This window comes from Neobacillus fumarioli NBRC 102428 (genome assembly GCF_001591485.1).
Taxonomy (GTDB): domain Bacteria; phylum Bacillota; class Bacilli; order Bacillales; family Cytobacillaceae; genus Neobacillus; species Neobacillus fumarioli.
In genome coordinates, this window is sequence record NZ_BCUZ01000003.1 from 36,542 (window position 1) to 51,727 (window position 15,186).

Annotated in this window: 14 protein-coding genes and 2 pseudogenes; 3 read left to right on the top strand and 13 right to left on the bottom strand. The window is 41.3% G+C overall.

All coding sequences use genetic code 11. The annotated features are described in order from the left end of the window. Positions 1-294: 294 nt before the first annotated feature. The 4 genes from BFU02S_RS01220 to BFU02S_RS01235 all read right to left on the bottom strand — a co-directional run bounded on the left by BFU02S_RS01220 (position 295) and on the right by BFU02S_RS01235 (position 5,952). A complete protein-coding gene (locus BFU02S_RS01220) occupies positions 295-807 on the bottom strand; it encodes an adenine phosphoribosyltransferase (protein WP_066365479.1) in 513 nt (170 codons plus the stop codon). Between the two features lie 15 nt (positions 808-822). Then, the gene (recJ, locus tag BFU02S_RS01225) at positions 823-3,162 is read right to left on the bottom strand and encodes a single-stranded-DNA-specific exonuclease RecJ (protein ID WP_066365481.1); all 2,340 of its coding nucleotides are present in this window, start codon (positions 3,160-3,162) and stop codon (positions 823-825) included. Between the two features lie 105 nt (positions 3,163-3,267). Next, on the bottom strand, positions 3,268-5,535 hold the full coding sequence (gene secDF / locus BFU02S_RS01230; RefSeq protein ID WP_066365484.1) for a protein translocase subunit SecDF: 2,268 nt from the start codon (positions 5,533-5,535) through the stop codon (positions 3,268-3,270). A gap of 123 nt (positions 5,536-5,658) precedes the next feature. Next, a complete protein-coding gene (locus BFU02S_RS01235) occupies positions 5,659-5,952 on the bottom strand; it encodes a post-transcriptional regulator (protein WP_066365486.1) in 294 nt (97 codons plus the stop codon). Positions 5,953-6,068: 116 nt separating this feature from the next. Here BFU02S_RS01235 and spoVB point away from each other — a divergent pair, with 116 nt between their 5' ends. Continuing rightward, a complete protein-coding gene (spoVB, locus tag BFU02S_RS01240) occupies positions 6,069-7,622 on the top strand; it encodes a stage V sporulation protein B (protein WP_066365488.1) in 1,554 nt (517 codons plus the stop codon). A gap of 22 nt (positions 7,623-7,644) precedes the next feature. Here spoVB and BFU02S_RS01245 read toward each other — a convergent pair whose 3' ends face one another. Next, complete coding sequence (locus tag BFU02S_RS01245) at positions 7,645-8,301, bottom strand: DUF421 domain-containing protein (protein ID WP_066365490.1); 657 nt, start codon at positions 8,299-8,301, stop codon at positions 7,645-7,647. 165 nt (positions 8,302-8,466) lie between these two features. Here BFU02S_RS01245 and BFU02S_RS16200 point away from each other — a divergent pair, with 165 nt between their 5' ends. Then, positions 8,467-8,853 (top strand): TIGR04086 family membrane protein, encoded by a 387-nt coding sequence (locus tag BFU02S_RS16200; RefSeq protein WP_084360952.1) that lies wholly within the window; start codon positions 8,467-8,469, stop codon positions 8,851-8,853. Between the two features lie 46 nt (positions 8,854-8,899). Here BFU02S_RS16200 and yajC read toward each other — a convergent pair whose 3' ends face one another. The 7 genes from yajC to BFU02S_RS01280 all read right to left on the bottom strand — a co-directional run bounded on the left by yajC (position 8,900) and on the right by BFU02S_RS01280 (position 13,951). Beyond that, positions 8,900-9,211 carry a preprotein translocase subunit YajC gene (gene yajC / locus BFU02S_RS01250; RefSeq protein WP_066365492.1) on the bottom strand — a complete coding sequence of 104 codons (312 nt, stop codon included), beginning with the start codon at positions 9,209-9,211 and terminating at the stop codon, positions 8,900-8,902. Positions 9,212-9,238: 27 nt separating this feature from the next. Beyond that, complete coding sequence (tgt, locus tag BFU02S_RS01255) at positions 9,239-10,378, bottom strand: tRNA guanosine(34) transglycosylase Tgt (protein ID WP_066365494.1); 1,140 nt, start codon at positions 10,376-10,378, stop codon at positions 9,239-9,241. A 42-nt stretch (positions 10,379-10,420) separates the two neighbouring features. Beyond that, on the bottom strand, positions 10,421-11,446 hold the full coding sequence (gene queA, locus BFU02S_RS01260; protein WP_066365496.1) for a tRNA preQ1(34) S-adenosylmethionine ribosyltransferase-isomerase QueA: 1,026 nt from the start codon (positions 11,444-11,446) through the stop codon (positions 10,421-10,423). 17 nt (positions 11,447-11,463) lie between these two features. Further along, complete coding sequence (locus tag BFU02S_RS01265) at positions 11,464-11,670, bottom strand: DUF2905 domain-containing protein (protein ID WP_066365498.1); 207 nt, start codon at positions 11,668-11,670, stop codon at positions 11,464-11,466. Further along, the gene (gene ruvB / locus BFU02S_RS01270) at positions 11,667-12,668 is read right to left on the bottom strand and encodes a Holliday junction branch migration DNA helicase RuvB (protein WP_066365500.1); all 1,002 of its coding nucleotides are present in this window, start codon (positions 12,666-12,668) and stop codon (positions 11,667-11,669) included. The genes BFU02S_RS01265 and ruvB overlap by 4 nt, the downstream gene beginning before the upstream one ends. A 10-nt stretch (positions 12,669-12,678) precedes the next feature. Next, positions 12,679-13,290, bottom strand: a complete 612-nt coding sequence (ruvA, locus tag BFU02S_RS01275) for a Holliday junction branch migration protein RuvA (protein ID WP_066365502.1) — start codon at positions 13,288-13,290, stop codon at positions 12,679-12,681. A gap of 115 nt (positions 13,291-13,405) precedes the next feature. Next, entirely contained in the window at positions 13,406-13,951 is a 546-nt protein-coding gene (locus BFU02S_RS01280) for an intercompartmental signaling factor BofC (RefSeq protein ID WP_066365504.1), read from the bottom strand. A 282-nt stretch (positions 13,952-14,233) separates the two neighbouring features. Here BFU02S_RS01280 and safA point away from each other — a divergent pair. Beyond that, a pseudogene (safA, locus tag BFU02S_RS17610) lies at positions 14,234-14,398 on the top strand (SafA/ExsA family spore coat assembly protein); the annotation flags it as partial. Between the two features lie 161 nt (positions 14,399-14,559). Here safA and BFU02S_RS17615 read toward each other — a convergent pair. Next, positions 14,560-14,628, bottom strand: a pseudogene (locus tag BFU02S_RS17615) (hypothetical protein); the annotation flags it as partial. Positions 14,629-15,186 lie beyond the last annotated feature (558 nt).

Below are 15,186 nucleotides of genomic sequence, written 5' to 3' on the forward strand. Positions count from 1 at the left end.
TCACCTTTATTTTCATCACAGTTTATTAGTCCATAAGGCAAAAGTCACTCTACAAATAAATCGTTCTAAAATAGAATGATTGATACTCTTATCAATTAAAAATAACATAGATGTAAAGAGATTGAAACTATTTTCACGTAAATAATGAAATTTTTGTCGAATTTTTAAGAAAAGCGCAGGAGCACATAACGAGAGGCTAGACCGCTTGCGCTGGACAATGCTCGAAGTCAAAATTTATACTTATTTTATTTTTTTAAATAAAGAGAGCACTCTCTCTTCGAGTGCTCTCCATCTTTAATACTGCATTAATGTTAAAATATCATAGCCGTCAAGTTTACTTCTGCCATTTAAATAGGTTAGCTCAATTATGAAAGCAATACCAGCTACGATGCCTCCAAGCTGTTCTACTAATTTAATAGTGGCTTCAATGGTTCCGCCGGTTGCCAATAAATCATCTGTAATAAGAACGCGTTGTCCCGGTTTAATGGCGTCTTTGTGAATCGTTAATACGTCTTTTCCATATTCCAGCCCATAGCTGACTTTAATGGTTTCACGCGGCAATTTTCCTTCTTTGCGCACCGGCGCAAAGCCGACACCTAATGAATAGGCAACAGGGCAGCCGATGATAAACCCGCGCGCTTCCGGGCCTACAATCAAATCAATCTGTTTATCTTTTGCATAATGTACAATTTGATCAGTAGCATATTTATATGCTGCACCATCATTCATTAATGGTGTAATATCTTTGAAAACAATTCCCGGCTTTGGGTAGTCCGGTACGATTGCTACAAATTGAGTTAAGTCCACTTATTTACTGCCTCCTTAAATTTCAACTGACACTTCTATTACATCATCAAACCATACTTTTAACTCTCGATAGGATGAGAATAACAAGTCCTTTTCTAATGCAGATTGCTGCTGCTTTGCTTGAAAAGTTTGCGAATCAGTTAAATCTCGCTTCTGCGCTATCTTGTTTAATGAAATAAATCCATTGTCTATTGTAACAAATTCCAGTTCAGAAAACACCTTTGTCATGAAATAAATTGTTTCCCGCGACCATCCGCGCTGTTTCGCCACATGATCTGCGTAACGTTTCAAGTCAATCGGGCCATATTTGGCGAGAAAGGCATAATACCACTTGAAGTGATCTCGGGTCGGAATCATGCTGAAAAAATCACTGGTGTTTTTATAAAAATAAGCATAAATTCTTGCAGGTTGTTTCCCCTTCAACAGCTGAACAATCATGTCTTTTGAAGGGGGAAGGTCGAATAGCACAAGATTTGCAAGCCTGCAGTCGAAAGCCCGAGCCTCTGTCTCATTCTGAATTAGAATGGCTTCAAGGCTCGGGTTTGCCTTTATTTTTTCAAAATAATCCTTATGAAAGATAATGACTTTACGGTTTTCACTTGGAACAGCCTGCTCAATCTTCTTCGTCCGCCACTGGCCGCGAAAATCGAAGAGCTGCCATGAATGAACAGCTAGATCTTGAATCATGATTTGCGGTTTACGCAAATTATTCCATTCATTAATTGATAATTCACCTATTAGGGAGATTTTCGCCGCCGGTGAAATTTCGTCCGCTAAAGTGCCTAAACCAAAGCCAACTCCATCAAGAGTTTCCCCATTTTCTTGAACGATCATCTTTAGATGGTTATGTTCACTACCAATTTTTCTTATACTGGAAATTTCAACCTGATCTACTAATACCTTTGGCTTTGGATTATCTACACCAAACGGGGAAAGAAGTTTGACTTCTTCAAGTGCTGCTATCGTGATCGTTTCCAAATTTACTTTCTCATCAAGGGTTGTAATCGGAATAAAATCTTCTTCACTTAGGGTTTCAGCTGCCAACGTATTTAGACGAATGCGCAATTCATCGACATCATCAAGCTTCAATGTCATTCCTGCCGCCATCGGATGTCCGCCAAAATGGGGGAGAATATCTCGGCATGTTGAAAGGTTATGAAAAAGGTCAAAGCCTTGGATGCTTCGAGCCGATCCCTTCGCAAGTCCTTTATCACGATCAAAGCTTAAGACAATGACCGGCCGGTAAAATTTTTCAACAAGTCTTGACGCAACGATTCCGATTACACCGGCATTCCAGCCTTCTCTTCCAATCACAAGGACTTTATTTTCTGGGCCCGAATAGTGAGTTTCAACTTCTTCTATTGCCTCAGCGGTAATCGTATTCACAATTTCCTGCCTTGTTTTATTTAAGACTTCTATTTCAGTGGCGAAAATTTCGGCTTCTTCGGGGTCATCTGTCAAGAGAAGCCGAACTGCCAAATCTGCATCTTTTAGACGGCCTACAGCGTTAATCCTTGGTCCCAATGTAAAACCTATCGTCTCTTCATTGATGGTTAAGGGATCAATTCCCGCCGATTTAAAAATGGCTTTAAGGCCAATATTTTTCGTTGATCTCAATTGTTCAAGCCCTTTTTTGACAATTAAACGGTTCTCTCCTTTTAGAGAAACTAAATCAGCCACAGTGCCAATAACGGCAATTTCCAGCAAATGTTCCGGAGTTTTCCCATATAAGGCATGAGCTAATTTAAACGCTACCCCGACCCCTGCCAGTTCACGGAATGGATATGTGCTATCAGGGAGCTTTGGATGAATAATGGCCAAGGCTGTCGGTAGAACCGGCCCCGGTTCATGGTGATCCGTAATAATAAGGTCAAGCCCCAGTTCTTTGGCGACAGCTGCTTCGTGAACTGCTGCAATACCGTTATCAACGGTAATAATCAATGAAAATCCATTTTCCTTTGCTTGCCGAAAGGCTTGTTCATTTGGTCCATAGCCTTCGGTGAATCTGTTTGGAATATAAAAATCAACCATTGCTCCCAAGTCAAGCAGTGTCAACATTAATAGCGATGTGCTGCTGATCCCGTCAGCATCATAATCTCCATAAATAAGAATGCGCTCATGGTGCTCGATCGCCTGTCGAATCCGGTTAACCGCCAGATCCATCCCTTTTAGCAAAAAAGGATCGTGAAAGTCATCTTTTCCAAATAAAAAATACCGTGCAGCGTCTACGGTATCTAATCCACGATTGACAAGTAATGATGCAGTTAGAGGTGTAATTTTCAGTTCATTTGCCAGCATCTGTACCAGATGTTGATCCGGCTTTCGAACAACCCATCTTGTTTTTGACTTTAACATGCCTTTTCGTTCACCTCTTTTGACTTTCTTATTATACAGGAGCTTGTACAAGGTTTCAATTACAGGAATAAGAAAAACCGCAAGAATGTGCGGTTTTTCTCGCTACTACACTTGCGGCTGGTCGGAAATTTTTCGTTTTGTTTTTACCGTTTTGATTACACCTTTTTTCTTCAATTCTCTTCCTTTAAACACTACCCATAGACCGGAAGCGATAAAGACGGATGAATAGACACCCACCAATAAACCGATCAGTAAGGCAAAGGAGAAATTGCGAATGGCCGGGCTGCCGAAGATTAACAAGGAAACAACTGTAATTAAGACCATTAATACCGTGTTCAATGACCTTGTTAAAGTTTGGCGGATACTGATATTCACCACATCGACGATATCTTGGAATGTTTTCAGCCGTTTTTTCAAACGCATATTTTCACGGATCCGGTCAAATGTAACAATCGTATCATGGATCGAATATCCGACAATTGTTAAAACAGCCGCAATAAAGTTCAAATCAACTTCCAGCCTTGTGATACTGAAAACAGCAACCATAAAGAAAGCGTCATGCAACATTGCAATCACTGCGGCAAGCGCCATAAAGAGTTCAAACCGAAATGTCAAGTAAAGAATCATGCCAATAGAAGCAATTAAGACAGCTTTAATGGCATTTTTCGCTAGCTCCCTTCCAATCGTCGGGGAAACTGTACTTACGTTTGGCTCTGTGCCATATTCGTTTTTAAGAGCGGTTTTTAAGTCGGCAATCTCATTTTTCGATAATACCCCTTTTAACCGGGCGGCTGCCATTTCATTGTTCTTGCCTTCAAGTGTAATATCATCTGTTTGAATATGAAGTTTGTCAAATGAGCGTTTCACTTGTTCAGTTGTGAGCGGTGATTTTGCCATGACTTCAATTCGCGTACCACTTGAAAAATCAATTGCAAGATTCAAACGGAAAATAACGAGAACCGCTAATCCAATTGCCAACAAGATTCCGGAGAAGGCGAAAAACATCTTTCTCATTTTCACAAAATCAAATCTGTCAAATCGGGTAGGAAGACTTAGGGTATCCACATTTTCTTCCATCTTATGAATTCTGAATTTATGGACTCCAAACCATCCCGGTTTGTTTTTCAAGAAACCGCTTTTTACCCATAACCCGAGCAGGAAGCGGGAACCGTACACGGCTGTTAAAAAGCTCATGAATACACTTAAAATAAGCATGGTCGCAAATCCTTTAACAGAACTTGTCCCGAAATAGAATAATACTGCAGCCGCGATAATCGTATTCAAATTGGAATCAAGAATGGCCGTAAACGCATGTTTTTCACCGGCTTGGAAGGCAGCTTTAATCGATTTACCTAGCTTTATCTCTTCCTTGATCCGCTCATAGGTAATTATATTCGCATCCACCGCCATACCGACACCTAGGATCAGAGCCGCGATTCCCGGCAGTGTCAACACTGCATTCATCCAGTGGAAGACAAGCAAGACTAAATAGATATAGACGCTTAATGTGACAATGGCAATAAATCCCGGGAAGCGATAATACACAAGCATAAATAAATAAATAATTGCTATCCCGATAATGCCAGCAAAAATCGTATCATGCAGTGCCTGTTGTCCAAACTTTGCACCGACAGAAGTTGAGTATATTTCCTTAAGTTTCACAGGCAAGGATCCAGCATTCAAAAGAGAAGCTAAAGTTTGTGCTTCTTTCGTTGTGAAATTCCCAACAATCGATACCGTATTTTGATTAAATACTTGGTTTACCGTTGGAGCAGACAAGTATTTTGGATGCTTCTTGCCAGCTTCCTTCTTAAAGGAGTCTTTTCCCTCCTGGAAGTCAAGCCAAATAACCAAAAGATTGTTCGGATATGGTTTGCTAGAGATCTCTTTCGTAACTTTTGCAAACTTTGCGGCACTCTTTAATGTCAGGGTTACACTTGGCTTGCCATCCTGGTCAAATGTTTGCTTTGCCCCCCCTTGCTTTAAATCCGAACCATCCATCATAAGCTTATCATTGACATCACGGAAAGTAAGATTCGCCTGGGTCGATAAAATCTGCCGCGCTTGATTTTGGTCTTTAACACCGGCAAGCTGAACACGAATCCGATTATTTCCTTCAATTTGAATACTTGGTTCGCTTACCCCGAGAACATTGATCCGCTTATCGAGCGCTTCAGCTGTACTGGCCAAAACGGTTTTGTCAATTTTCTGCCCTTTCTTAGCAGGCTGGACCTGGTATAAAACCTCAAAACCACCTTGAAGGTCGAGTCCAAGATTAATATGTTTTAATATGTTCTGAGTCGTTCCCCCTATTGCCCCTCCCAAAAGCAGGACAATCAGGACAAACGCAATAATTCTGCTGCGCTTTACCATTATGTACTAAATTCCTCCTTAGTGCGCACTGCCGGCATTTTGCATACCAGCCTTATTAAAAAAGTCACTGCCTTCATTATGGAATAAGAGTGAAAGCCTGTCAATTTGCGAGGTAAATGAATCTTACTTCAATAGCTCTTTCCATTCATTTTCATCATCCATTGAAAACTCTGTCGATTTATATGACTCGATCGCCGCATAGCTAATGAAATCGCTTACCTTAATAGTTAGAATATCTTGGATAATTTGATGAAGTTTTGGCTCATCCTTTGCCTTTTTCCACTTTTTCTTAATTAAAAATTCCCAAAGTTCAGTTTCTGTTATCGAATCATAACCAAGCAAACGAAACTCTTCCAGTTTACTGGATAAAACTGGCTGTACTTGTAAGCGAAACGATTCATACACACTTTGTTCCACTTTAGCTCCCCCCTTTTTTTCTCGAAAAGCAATTACTGGTTGTCATGCTTTGTCCATTTCCATGCATATAGTTAATTGTATATGATATCGCCTAATTTGAGAAGGTGGGAAGGAGCATGTCGAAGTTTTTAAAAGGGACTTTCATCCTATTAATTGCAGGTTTTATTACAAGAATTCTTGGATTTATTAATCGGATTGTCATCGCGCGCTGTATTGGCGAGGAAGGGGTCGGCCTTTACATGATGGCATTTCCGACATTTATTCTAGTGGTAACGATCACACAAATGGGACTTCCGGTTGCCATTTCAAAAAATGTCGCTGAAGCTGAAGCAAAAGGAGATTTTGCGGAAATCAAAAAAATTTTGGTCGTTTCGCTGGCCTTGACCATTGGTTTATCGGTTATTTTTACACCAGCATTACTCTTACTTGCCCCTTTCCTTTCTACAACCCTTTTTACAGACCAAAGAATTTATTATCCTTTAATGGCAATTGCACCAGTGATCCCGGTTATTGCGGTTTCTTCTGTTTTAAGGGGCTACTTCCAAGGACGGCAAAATATGCGGCCGGCGGCGAACTCGCAAATACTGGAACAATTAGTGAGAATCACATTAATTGCAGTCATGACAAAAGCCTTTATTCCATATGGCATTGAATATGCTGCGGCAGCTGCCATGGTGTCTTCGGTCATTGGAGAACTTGTTTCACTTGCTTATTTAATGACAACCTTTAAATTAAAAAAACGTTTTAAACTTCGAAATAACTTTTTTCAATTTGTTCAGTCAGGAAAGGAAACATTCCATAATCTAATGGAAATTGCTATCCCTTCCATGGGCAGCAGGATGATCGGCTCTGTTTCCTGGTTTTTTGAACCGATTGTCGTTGCCCATAGTTTGGCGATTGCTGGTGTTATTGCCGCGGAGGCAACGAAACAATATGGTGCCTTAACTGGATACGCACTGCCGCTGTTAATGCTGCCGTCATTCGTCACCTTTTCACTCGCAACTTCGCTTGTCCCTGCGATCAGCGAAGCCAATTCGCGCAATAATCAAAAATTGATTGAGTACCGCCTTCAGGAAGCGTTAAGGTTTGTATTTTTAACCGGCGGACTGGCTGTGATTGTTCTATATGTTTTGGCTGACCCCTTGATGCAGATCATGTATGGTTCCACAAATGGTTCCTATTTTATCCGGGTGATGGCGCCATTCTTTTTATTTTATTATTATCAAGGCCCGCTGCAAGCCGTGCTGCAAGCATTAAATCTGGCAAGGGCTGCGATGATTAATAGTTTAATTGGTGCGGTTGTGAAAACGGCCGTCATCTTTTTACTTGCCTCCCAGGCTGCGTTTGGCATAACCGGTGCTGCATTGGGGATTGTTATTGGCTTCGTCGTCGTCACTGCCCTGCATTTTGCCACTGTCATCAAAAAAGTTTCTTTCACCTTTTACATCCGCGATTATGTAAAGGGATTTCTTGCGATGGGAGCTTCAGGTTATATAGGCTGGTGGCTGCTTGACAATATCCAGCTTGATGAGCCGTTGCTCACGAGATTATTCATTTCCCTGTGCGGCATGACGCTATCCTATACAGTGTTATTACTCATTTTGGGACTGATTAAGAAAGATGATTTAAAACGCATTCCATGGATCGGGAAATTTTTTTCTGCTGCTTAAAGGACGCGCCAATGGAGCGCGTCTATTCATCTTTCATATCGATAAAAAATTCACCGTTTTCATAACTGCAGAAGGATATCTTCTTTAAGTCGCGGTATCCACGTTTCTTTAGTTCCTGGCGCAGCCAGAAATTCGTTTTATGAATCGTCTTCAGATTTTCTTCTTCGATCACCCCATCAATAATTAAAGGGATCGTAATATCACCGCCCGAGGGATGTTGCTCATTTTGCTGTTTCTTCAGGACAGATAAGCTGCCGGATGATTCTAATATGGCAAACTCGACGTCTGTAATGCTGCGAACATCTTTCTCTCTTAATTGGGTCATTAAATCATCAAAGTTATAACGCTGTTTGCGCATCACTTCTTCATCTATTTTCCCCTTGTTGATAATAATGCTCGGTTTTCCGTCAACAAAATCACGGAATTTTTTGCTTTTAAGTGAAACAAGCGCCATTAAAATTTGAATAAACATTAATAAGACCATCGGCAAAATTGCGTGAAAAACTTTCACTTTTGGCCGCTCAATCGCGACAACTGCCAATTCGCCAATCATCACAAATACGACAAGATCAAGGATGCTTAATTCCCCTATTTCCCGTTTTCCCATCAGGCGGAAAATTCCCAAAATCAGAATATAAAAAATAAGTGTACGTAATGCAATTGTTATATATTCTTCCACACTCAACCGCTCCTTTAGTTCAATCACCTTTATTATTCGCAATTGGAAAGAAAAAAATTTAAAAAGTTTGCTTCTACTTTTATAGATAACCGAATACGCTTGTACTAGGAAAAAAACTGCCGTCAAGGCTCGTACTGTCAGGGAGTTAAAAAGGGGGAGAGAAACATCGAATCGAGAAGTTTTGGTACATCGGTTTTATACGGGTTAATTTTTATTTTTGCCTTCGCAGCCATTTGTAGTCTGATTATTTCCCTAATCCTTAAATTTACTTCAACAAGGGAATCATCGCTGCAATACATTATTACCGTCATTTCATTTATAGCTTTATTCGGAGGCGGTTTCCTATCCGGTGGGAAGCGAAAAGAGAAGGGCTGGCTGATCGGGGGGGCAACTGGGCTGATTTATTCACTTATCGTCTTTTTATTTCAATACCTGGGCTATGATAAGCTGTTTGATGCCGAACAGATCATCTATCACATTTGTTATATTTTGATCGCTATGATGGGAGGAATTCTAGGGGTTAATCTTTCATCCAATTCACGGTCAGCTTAATAGAAAAAAGGAAGCCGAATTTAACAAAACCGGCTTCCCTCTTTCATTACTCTTTTTCTAATTTAACTTCTTTTGTATCTTTTACTTCTTTGACTTCTTTTGATTCGGTTACTTCACGAATTGCACTTCGATCATAAGTCAGACGGCTGCCATCTCCGCATCTGATCACAACCTTTTTGTCATCAAGAGAGTCGATGATGCCATGCAATCCGCCAATGGTGACGATTTTATCACCTTTTTTCAATGAGCTTTGCATTTGCTGCACTGACTTTTGACGCTTTTGCTGCGGGCGAAGTAGTAAGAAATAAAACAATACAAACATTAAAATTAATGGAATGAGTGTACCAATTCCTTGCATTTTGTTCCCTCCTTTCAAATGTCTCTATTAGAAATTCTTCGCGTTTGGTTTATTAAATCCATAACGCTCGAAAAATTCTTCACGGAAATCACCAAGCCGATCTTCTCGAATAGCTTGTCTGACCTTCTCCATTAATCTTAACAGAAAATAGAGATTATGGTAAGTCGTTAAGCGAATACCAAATGTTTCATTGCAATGAATTAAATGACGAATATAAGCCCTCGAGTAATTTCGGCATGTATAGCAGTCACATTCTTCATCAATTGGGCGGAAATCCCGGGCATATTGGGCATTTTTGACAACAAGCCGGCCTGTGCTGGTCATCAACGTCCCATTTCTGGCAATCCGTGTCGGCAATACACAGTCAAACATATCAATGCCGCGGATTGAGCCATCAATAAGAGAGTCAGGAGAGCCAACTCCCATTAAATAACGCGGCTTATTAGACGGCAAGAGAGGTGTCGTAAATTCAAGTGTGCGGTTCATGACATCTTTCGGTTCTCCTACTGACAGTCCGCCAATCGCATATCCCGGGAAATCTAGGGATACAAGGTCTGCAGCACTTTGCCGGCGCAGTTCCTCAAATTCTCCCCCCTGAACGATTCCGAATAACCCTTGATCCTCAGGGCGCTTATGGGCCTTTAAGCAGCGTTCTGCCCATCTTGACGTCCGCTCCACCGATTTCCTCATATATTCAAAAGTTGCCGGATATGGCGGGCATTCATCAAATGCCATCATAATATCAGAACCGAGGGCATTTTGCACCTCCATTGCTTTTTCAGGAGATAAAAACAATTTTTCCCCGCTTAAATGATGGCGGAAATGAACTCCCTCTTCTTCAATTTTCCGGAATTCACTTAAACTGAATACCTGAAAGCCTCCAGAATCGGTTAGAATGGCCCGATCCCAATTCATAAATGCATGAAGCCCGCCTGCTTCCTTGATGATGTCAGAGCCGGGGCGAAGCCATAAATGGTATGTATTGCTTAAAATAATCCCGGCTCCCATTTCTTTTAATTCTTCCGGGGACATCGTTTTTACCGTGGCAAGCGTGCCAACCGGCATAAAGGCCGGGGTATCAAAAGAACCATGCGGCGTATGGACACGGCCAAGCCGTGCACCTGTCTGCCTGCATGTTTTAATTAATTCATATCGAATTGCAGTCAAATTTGCCTCTCCTTCCTTGACCTTTATTAATATGAAAAACACCTATATAATGAACATCGCATCGCCAAAGCTAAAGAAACGATATCGCTCTTTTACTGCCGTATTGTAGGCATGCAAGATATTCTCTCTGCCAGCTAATGCACTAACAAGCATAATTAACGTTGATTTTGGCAGATGGAAATTGGTAATCAAGCCGTCTATTGCTTTATATTCATAGCCTGGATAAATAAAAATATCGGTCCAGCCGCTTGCCTCAGTAAACATGCTGTGTTTTGCGGCAATGGTTTCCAGTGTTCTTGTCGAAGTCGTTCCAACAGCAATAATCCTTCCGCCCTTTTCCCTAACATTATTCAGCAATTTAGCCGTTTCCGCCGTCATTTGATAAAACTCGGCATGCATCTCGTGGCCTTCAATATCCTCTACATTTACAGGCCTGAATGTACCGAGCCCGACATGTAAGGTAATAAAGGCAATGTGAACACCCTTTGCTTTGATCTCTTCCAAAAGCTCTTCCGTAAAATGAAGGCCGGCTGTCGGCGCCGCTGCGGAACCAAGTTCGCGGGCGTAAACAGTCTGATAACGATCCCGGTCTTCGAGCTGTTCTTTAATATAAGGAGGCAGAGGCATTTCCCCGAGCTGGTCAAGCACTTCATAAAAGATACCATCATAAATAAATTTGAATGTTCTTCCTCCATGATCGGCAGTGCCTGTACAAACTGCTTTCAAAAGGCCATTTCCAAAATCAAGTTCAGTTCCTTCCTGAACTCTTTTTGCAGGTTTTACTAATGTTTCCCATTCGTCACCTTCGAGTTGTTTCAAGAGCAGAACTTCAATTTTCGCACCCGTATCTTTTTTGACACCAAAAAGGCGTGCAGGGAGAACCTTCGTGTCATTTAGAACAAGGCAATCCCCTTCACGCAAATATTCCGTAATATGTTTAAATACTTCATGTTTAATTTCGCCCGTTTCCTTATTTAAAATCATCAATCTGCTGTCAGAGCGGTTCTTTAACGGAACTTGGGCAATTAATTCTTCCGGTAAGTCAAAATCAAAAATATCTAGTTTCATCTTCCTACATCCTATCTTTAACGAAATCTTCCAATAAAGTGAAAAATAAGCGACAGTACAATGCTGATGATTATACAAGTGACAATCGGAAAGTAAAAGGTTGTATTTCCTTTTTTAACTAATATATCACCAGGAAGTTTTCCAAGATGGAAAATCGGCATCAACAAACCGATGAAAAAAATAATAGCACCAATAATCATGAGCGTTTTCGAAAAGGTTGTCAAGGTGCCGGCACCTCCATACCGAAATGATGATACGCGCTAGCTGTTACGATTCTTCCTCTAGGTGTCCGCTGCAAAAAGCCAATTTGCAGCAAATATGGCTCGTAAACATCCTCAATTGTCTCCGCTTCCTCTCCGATCGAGGCAGCAATTGTATCCAATCCGACAGGGCCCCCGCGAAATTTCTCCATGATACCTTTCAATAGTTTATGGTCAATATGATCAAGACCCAGCCGGTCCACTTGCAGCAGTTCCAGTGCTTCTTGTGCCAATGCAAGATGAATTGTCCCATCTCCCTTTACTTGAGCAAAATCTCTCACCCTTCGCAACAGTCGGTTGGCAATTCTTGGAGTCCCTCTTGCACGCCTGGCAATTTCTGCGGCAGATGCATCATCAATCTCTGTGTTGAACAATTCAGCTGTTCGCTCGACAATGCTTTTCAATTCTACTTCTTTATAATACTCGAGACGGCTCAAAACTCCAAATCGATCCCGAAGCGGAGCTGATAATGAGCCTGCTCTGGTTGTGGCACCGACTAATGTAAATGGCGGCAAATCAAGGCGCACTGATCTTGCCGTCGGCCCTTTACCGATGACGATATCAAGGCAAAAATCCTCCATCGCGGGATACAGTACTTCTTCGATCGTCCTTGCTAGCCTGTGTATTTCGTCAATAAACAGGACATCCCCTGGCTCAAGGGCCGTAAGAACGGCTGCTAAATCACCTGGCCGCTCAATGGCCGGTCCCGAAGTTGTGCGAATATTGACGCCCATTTCGTTCGCAATGATCATCGCAAGTGTTGTTTTACCCAAACCAGGGGGGCCGTAAAGCAGGACGTGGTCCAGTGTTTCGTTGCGGAGTTTCGCTGCTTTAATGAATATTTGTAAATTTTCCTTTACTTGATGCTGGCCGATATATTGCTTTAACGTCTGTGGTCTAAGACTTTGCTCAAAGCTTTGCTCCCCTTCATTAACCTCACTTGATATAATTCGGTCTTCCATGCGTCATCACCTATTTTAAAAGCATCTTTAAGGCCATTTTAATATATTGATCGGTCGTAAGCTTTTCTTTCTTAAGTTCCGGCGAAATTTTCTTAATTTCTTTTTCCGAATAGCCAAGCGCTTTTAATGCAAGAACCGCCTCTTCAAAATCCGTATTTTTTGTCTCTATTTTCAAAGTAATCTCATTAGCATTAAATAAATTCGGAAAATAGTCGGGAACAACGTCCTGAAGTTTTCCTTTTAAATCAAGAATCATTTGCCTTGCCGTTTTCTTGCCAACCCCCGGGAATTTAACAAGGAAGGATTCATCCTCATCTTCGATTGCCTGAACCACCTGTTCCACTTCACCGGAAGCAAGAACCGCCAATGCCCCTTTCGGACCGATTCCGGAAACATTTAATAATTTCGTAAACAGTTTCTTCTCTTCCCTTGTTTCAAAACCGTACAAAGCCATAAGGTCCTCGCGGACATAATGATATGTATAAACTGTTACCATTGTTTCCATTTTACTTGCATAAATAAACGGGTTTGGAGTCGTTATTTGATAGCCGATCCCATTATTTTCAATCACCAAATACTCGGGTCCGACAAATATAACAGTTCCTTTTATATAGTCAAACAAGCCTATTCTCTCCCCTGTTTTCTAGAGCGCACTAAATTTTATTTTATCACACAATATAAATGTATGAAAAAAATCAGCCTGAAAAAGATATCAAGCTGATTTTGCACAAAGCTTTTTATTCTTTTTTTATAGAGTAAGGCTTAAAAGTTTCTAATACTTGAACATACCGATCTTTTGTAAGAATCGGAATTCCCTGCATTAGTTCCTCCTGCTTCTTGCTCTCAAGCCTTTTCATATCGATTTGGAAAAAAGATTGAATGATCCGTGAATGATCCGGTCTTCCGTTAAAAATGGTTAAAACTCCGTCTTTCGTTATTCCAAAGAAACCGTTCGCTTTTAATAAAGGAGAAATATCATCAACCTGTTTTCTAAAAACCATCTTGGTCTTATCCCTGCTTACGAGTCGCCACTCTTCGTATTTCGCCCAAAAATCCTCCATCGACCAGCAGGTTTCTTTCACTACTTCCTGACTTACTTCACCATCAAGATAACTCCGCTCTAATATCACGGTTATGTGCAGAGGTTCCTTTTCCAGCTGATCATCTAATCTCGCGGCAATACCTACCCATGGGAATCCAATGAAACTTCCAATAGAAATGAAGCATATGACAGAAAATGTGGCTGCACGAACCCAAGGCACTGTCATCCAATTGAACCTCATGCAAATCACCTCTTTAGGTTGGAATTGAACACATTACTGTTCTAGTTTAACCTTATTTTGTCTTTTTATCCTGAGGAAAGCTGGTGCCGGTATTGGCTCTCGAAGCCGAGAGAAATTACAAGATTCATGTTCCAATCTATTGGATTGGCTCTTCAATTCGGCATTAAAACTCAACTTTCGGGTTCCAATCAGATCCTTTTACGTCATACTCATAAATTTGTTTGAAAAGGCATAAGTTTTTATGAAGAATATTAGCAATTTGCCTATTTCCACATACACTATATGGACTTATGCCATAGGAGGGAAATCAGAGTGAAGATCCATATCGTACAGAAAGGGGATACTCTTTGGAAGATCGCCAAGAAGTACGGCGTGAATTTTGAAGAGCTGAAGAAACTTAATTCACAGCTCAGTAACCCTGATATGATTATGCCCGGAATGAAAATAAAAGTTCCTACTTCTGGTGGAACGATCAAGAAAGAAACTTCACATAATCCAGGGCCGGGGGTTAAGAAAGAGATTCCGCTTGAGCACCCGTTTGCCAAAGAAAAGCCGATCAAAGAAGTACCTGTAAAAGAAGTGCCTGTTAAAGAAATACCGGTGAAAGAAATACCTAAAAAAGAAATACCGATTAAAGAAGTACCTATTAAGGAAGTTCCAAAAAAAGAACTGCCAATTCTTAAAGAAACACCAAAAGCGCCCTATACTCCGAAAATGCCCCTGCAAGTAGTCCCTGAAATAGATATTAATAATTACTACATGATGAATATGCAAAATATGAAAATTGAACAACCACAGCTGCCACCTAAACCTGCCAATATTCTTCCAGAAGTTAAAGAAGTTCCGAAGAAAGAAATACCTATCCCGGCACCGCCACCGGTGCAAGAAATTCCGTGCCAGCCGCAGGAATATTGTGTTCCGGTGACACCCATTTTGCCTGGTCCCGGATTTTGTCCGCCATATGGAGGTTTCGCACCGACGCCAGCGCCGACAATGCCATATATGCCTCACTCGGGCTATTTGGACCCGGGGGTGCCTATGAGCACTGACCCTGTATACGGCGTACCTCCAGGTGCTGTTGGGCCAGCGTATGTACCTGGGCACTACGATATGGAATCATCATCATTCATGCCACAGGTACCAGTTGTAAATCCGGCATATAACCCAGGATATCCGGGAGGAGGGGTACCAGGAGGAGTAATGGGAGCACCAGGCCAAACATCAGCTTATTCAGC

What these genes read in the sequence shown, in the direction of transcription:
- recJ (WP_066365481.1), bottom strand. Translation starts at nt 3,162, where the DNA reads ATGTTAAAGTCAAAAACAAGATGGGTTGTTCGAAAGCCGGATCAACAT.
- secDF (WP_066365484.1), bottom strand. Translation starts at nt 5,535, where the DNA reads ATGGTAAAGCGCAGCAGAATTATTGCGTTTGTCCTGATTGTCCTGCTT.
- spoVB (WP_066365488.1), top strand. Translation starts at nt 6,069, where the DNA reads ATGTCGAAGTTTTTAAAAGGGACTTTCATCCTATTAATTGCAGGTTTT.
- yajC (WP_066365492.1), bottom strand. Translation starts at nt 9,211, where the DNA reads ATGCAAGGAATTGGTACACTCATTCCATTAATTTTAATGTTTGTATTG.
- queA (WP_066365496.1), bottom strand. Translation starts at nt 11,446, where the DNA reads ATGAAACTAGATATTTTTGATTTTGACTTACCGGAAGAATTAATTGCC.
- ruvB (WP_066365500.1), bottom strand. Translation starts at nt 12,668, where the DNA reads ATGGAAGACCGAATTATATCAAGTGAGGTTAATGAAGGGGAGCAAAGC.
- BFU02S_RS01280 (WP_066365504.1), bottom strand. Translation starts at nt 13,951, where the DNA reads ATGAGGTTCAATTGGATGACAGTGCCTTGGGTTCGTGCAGCCACATTT.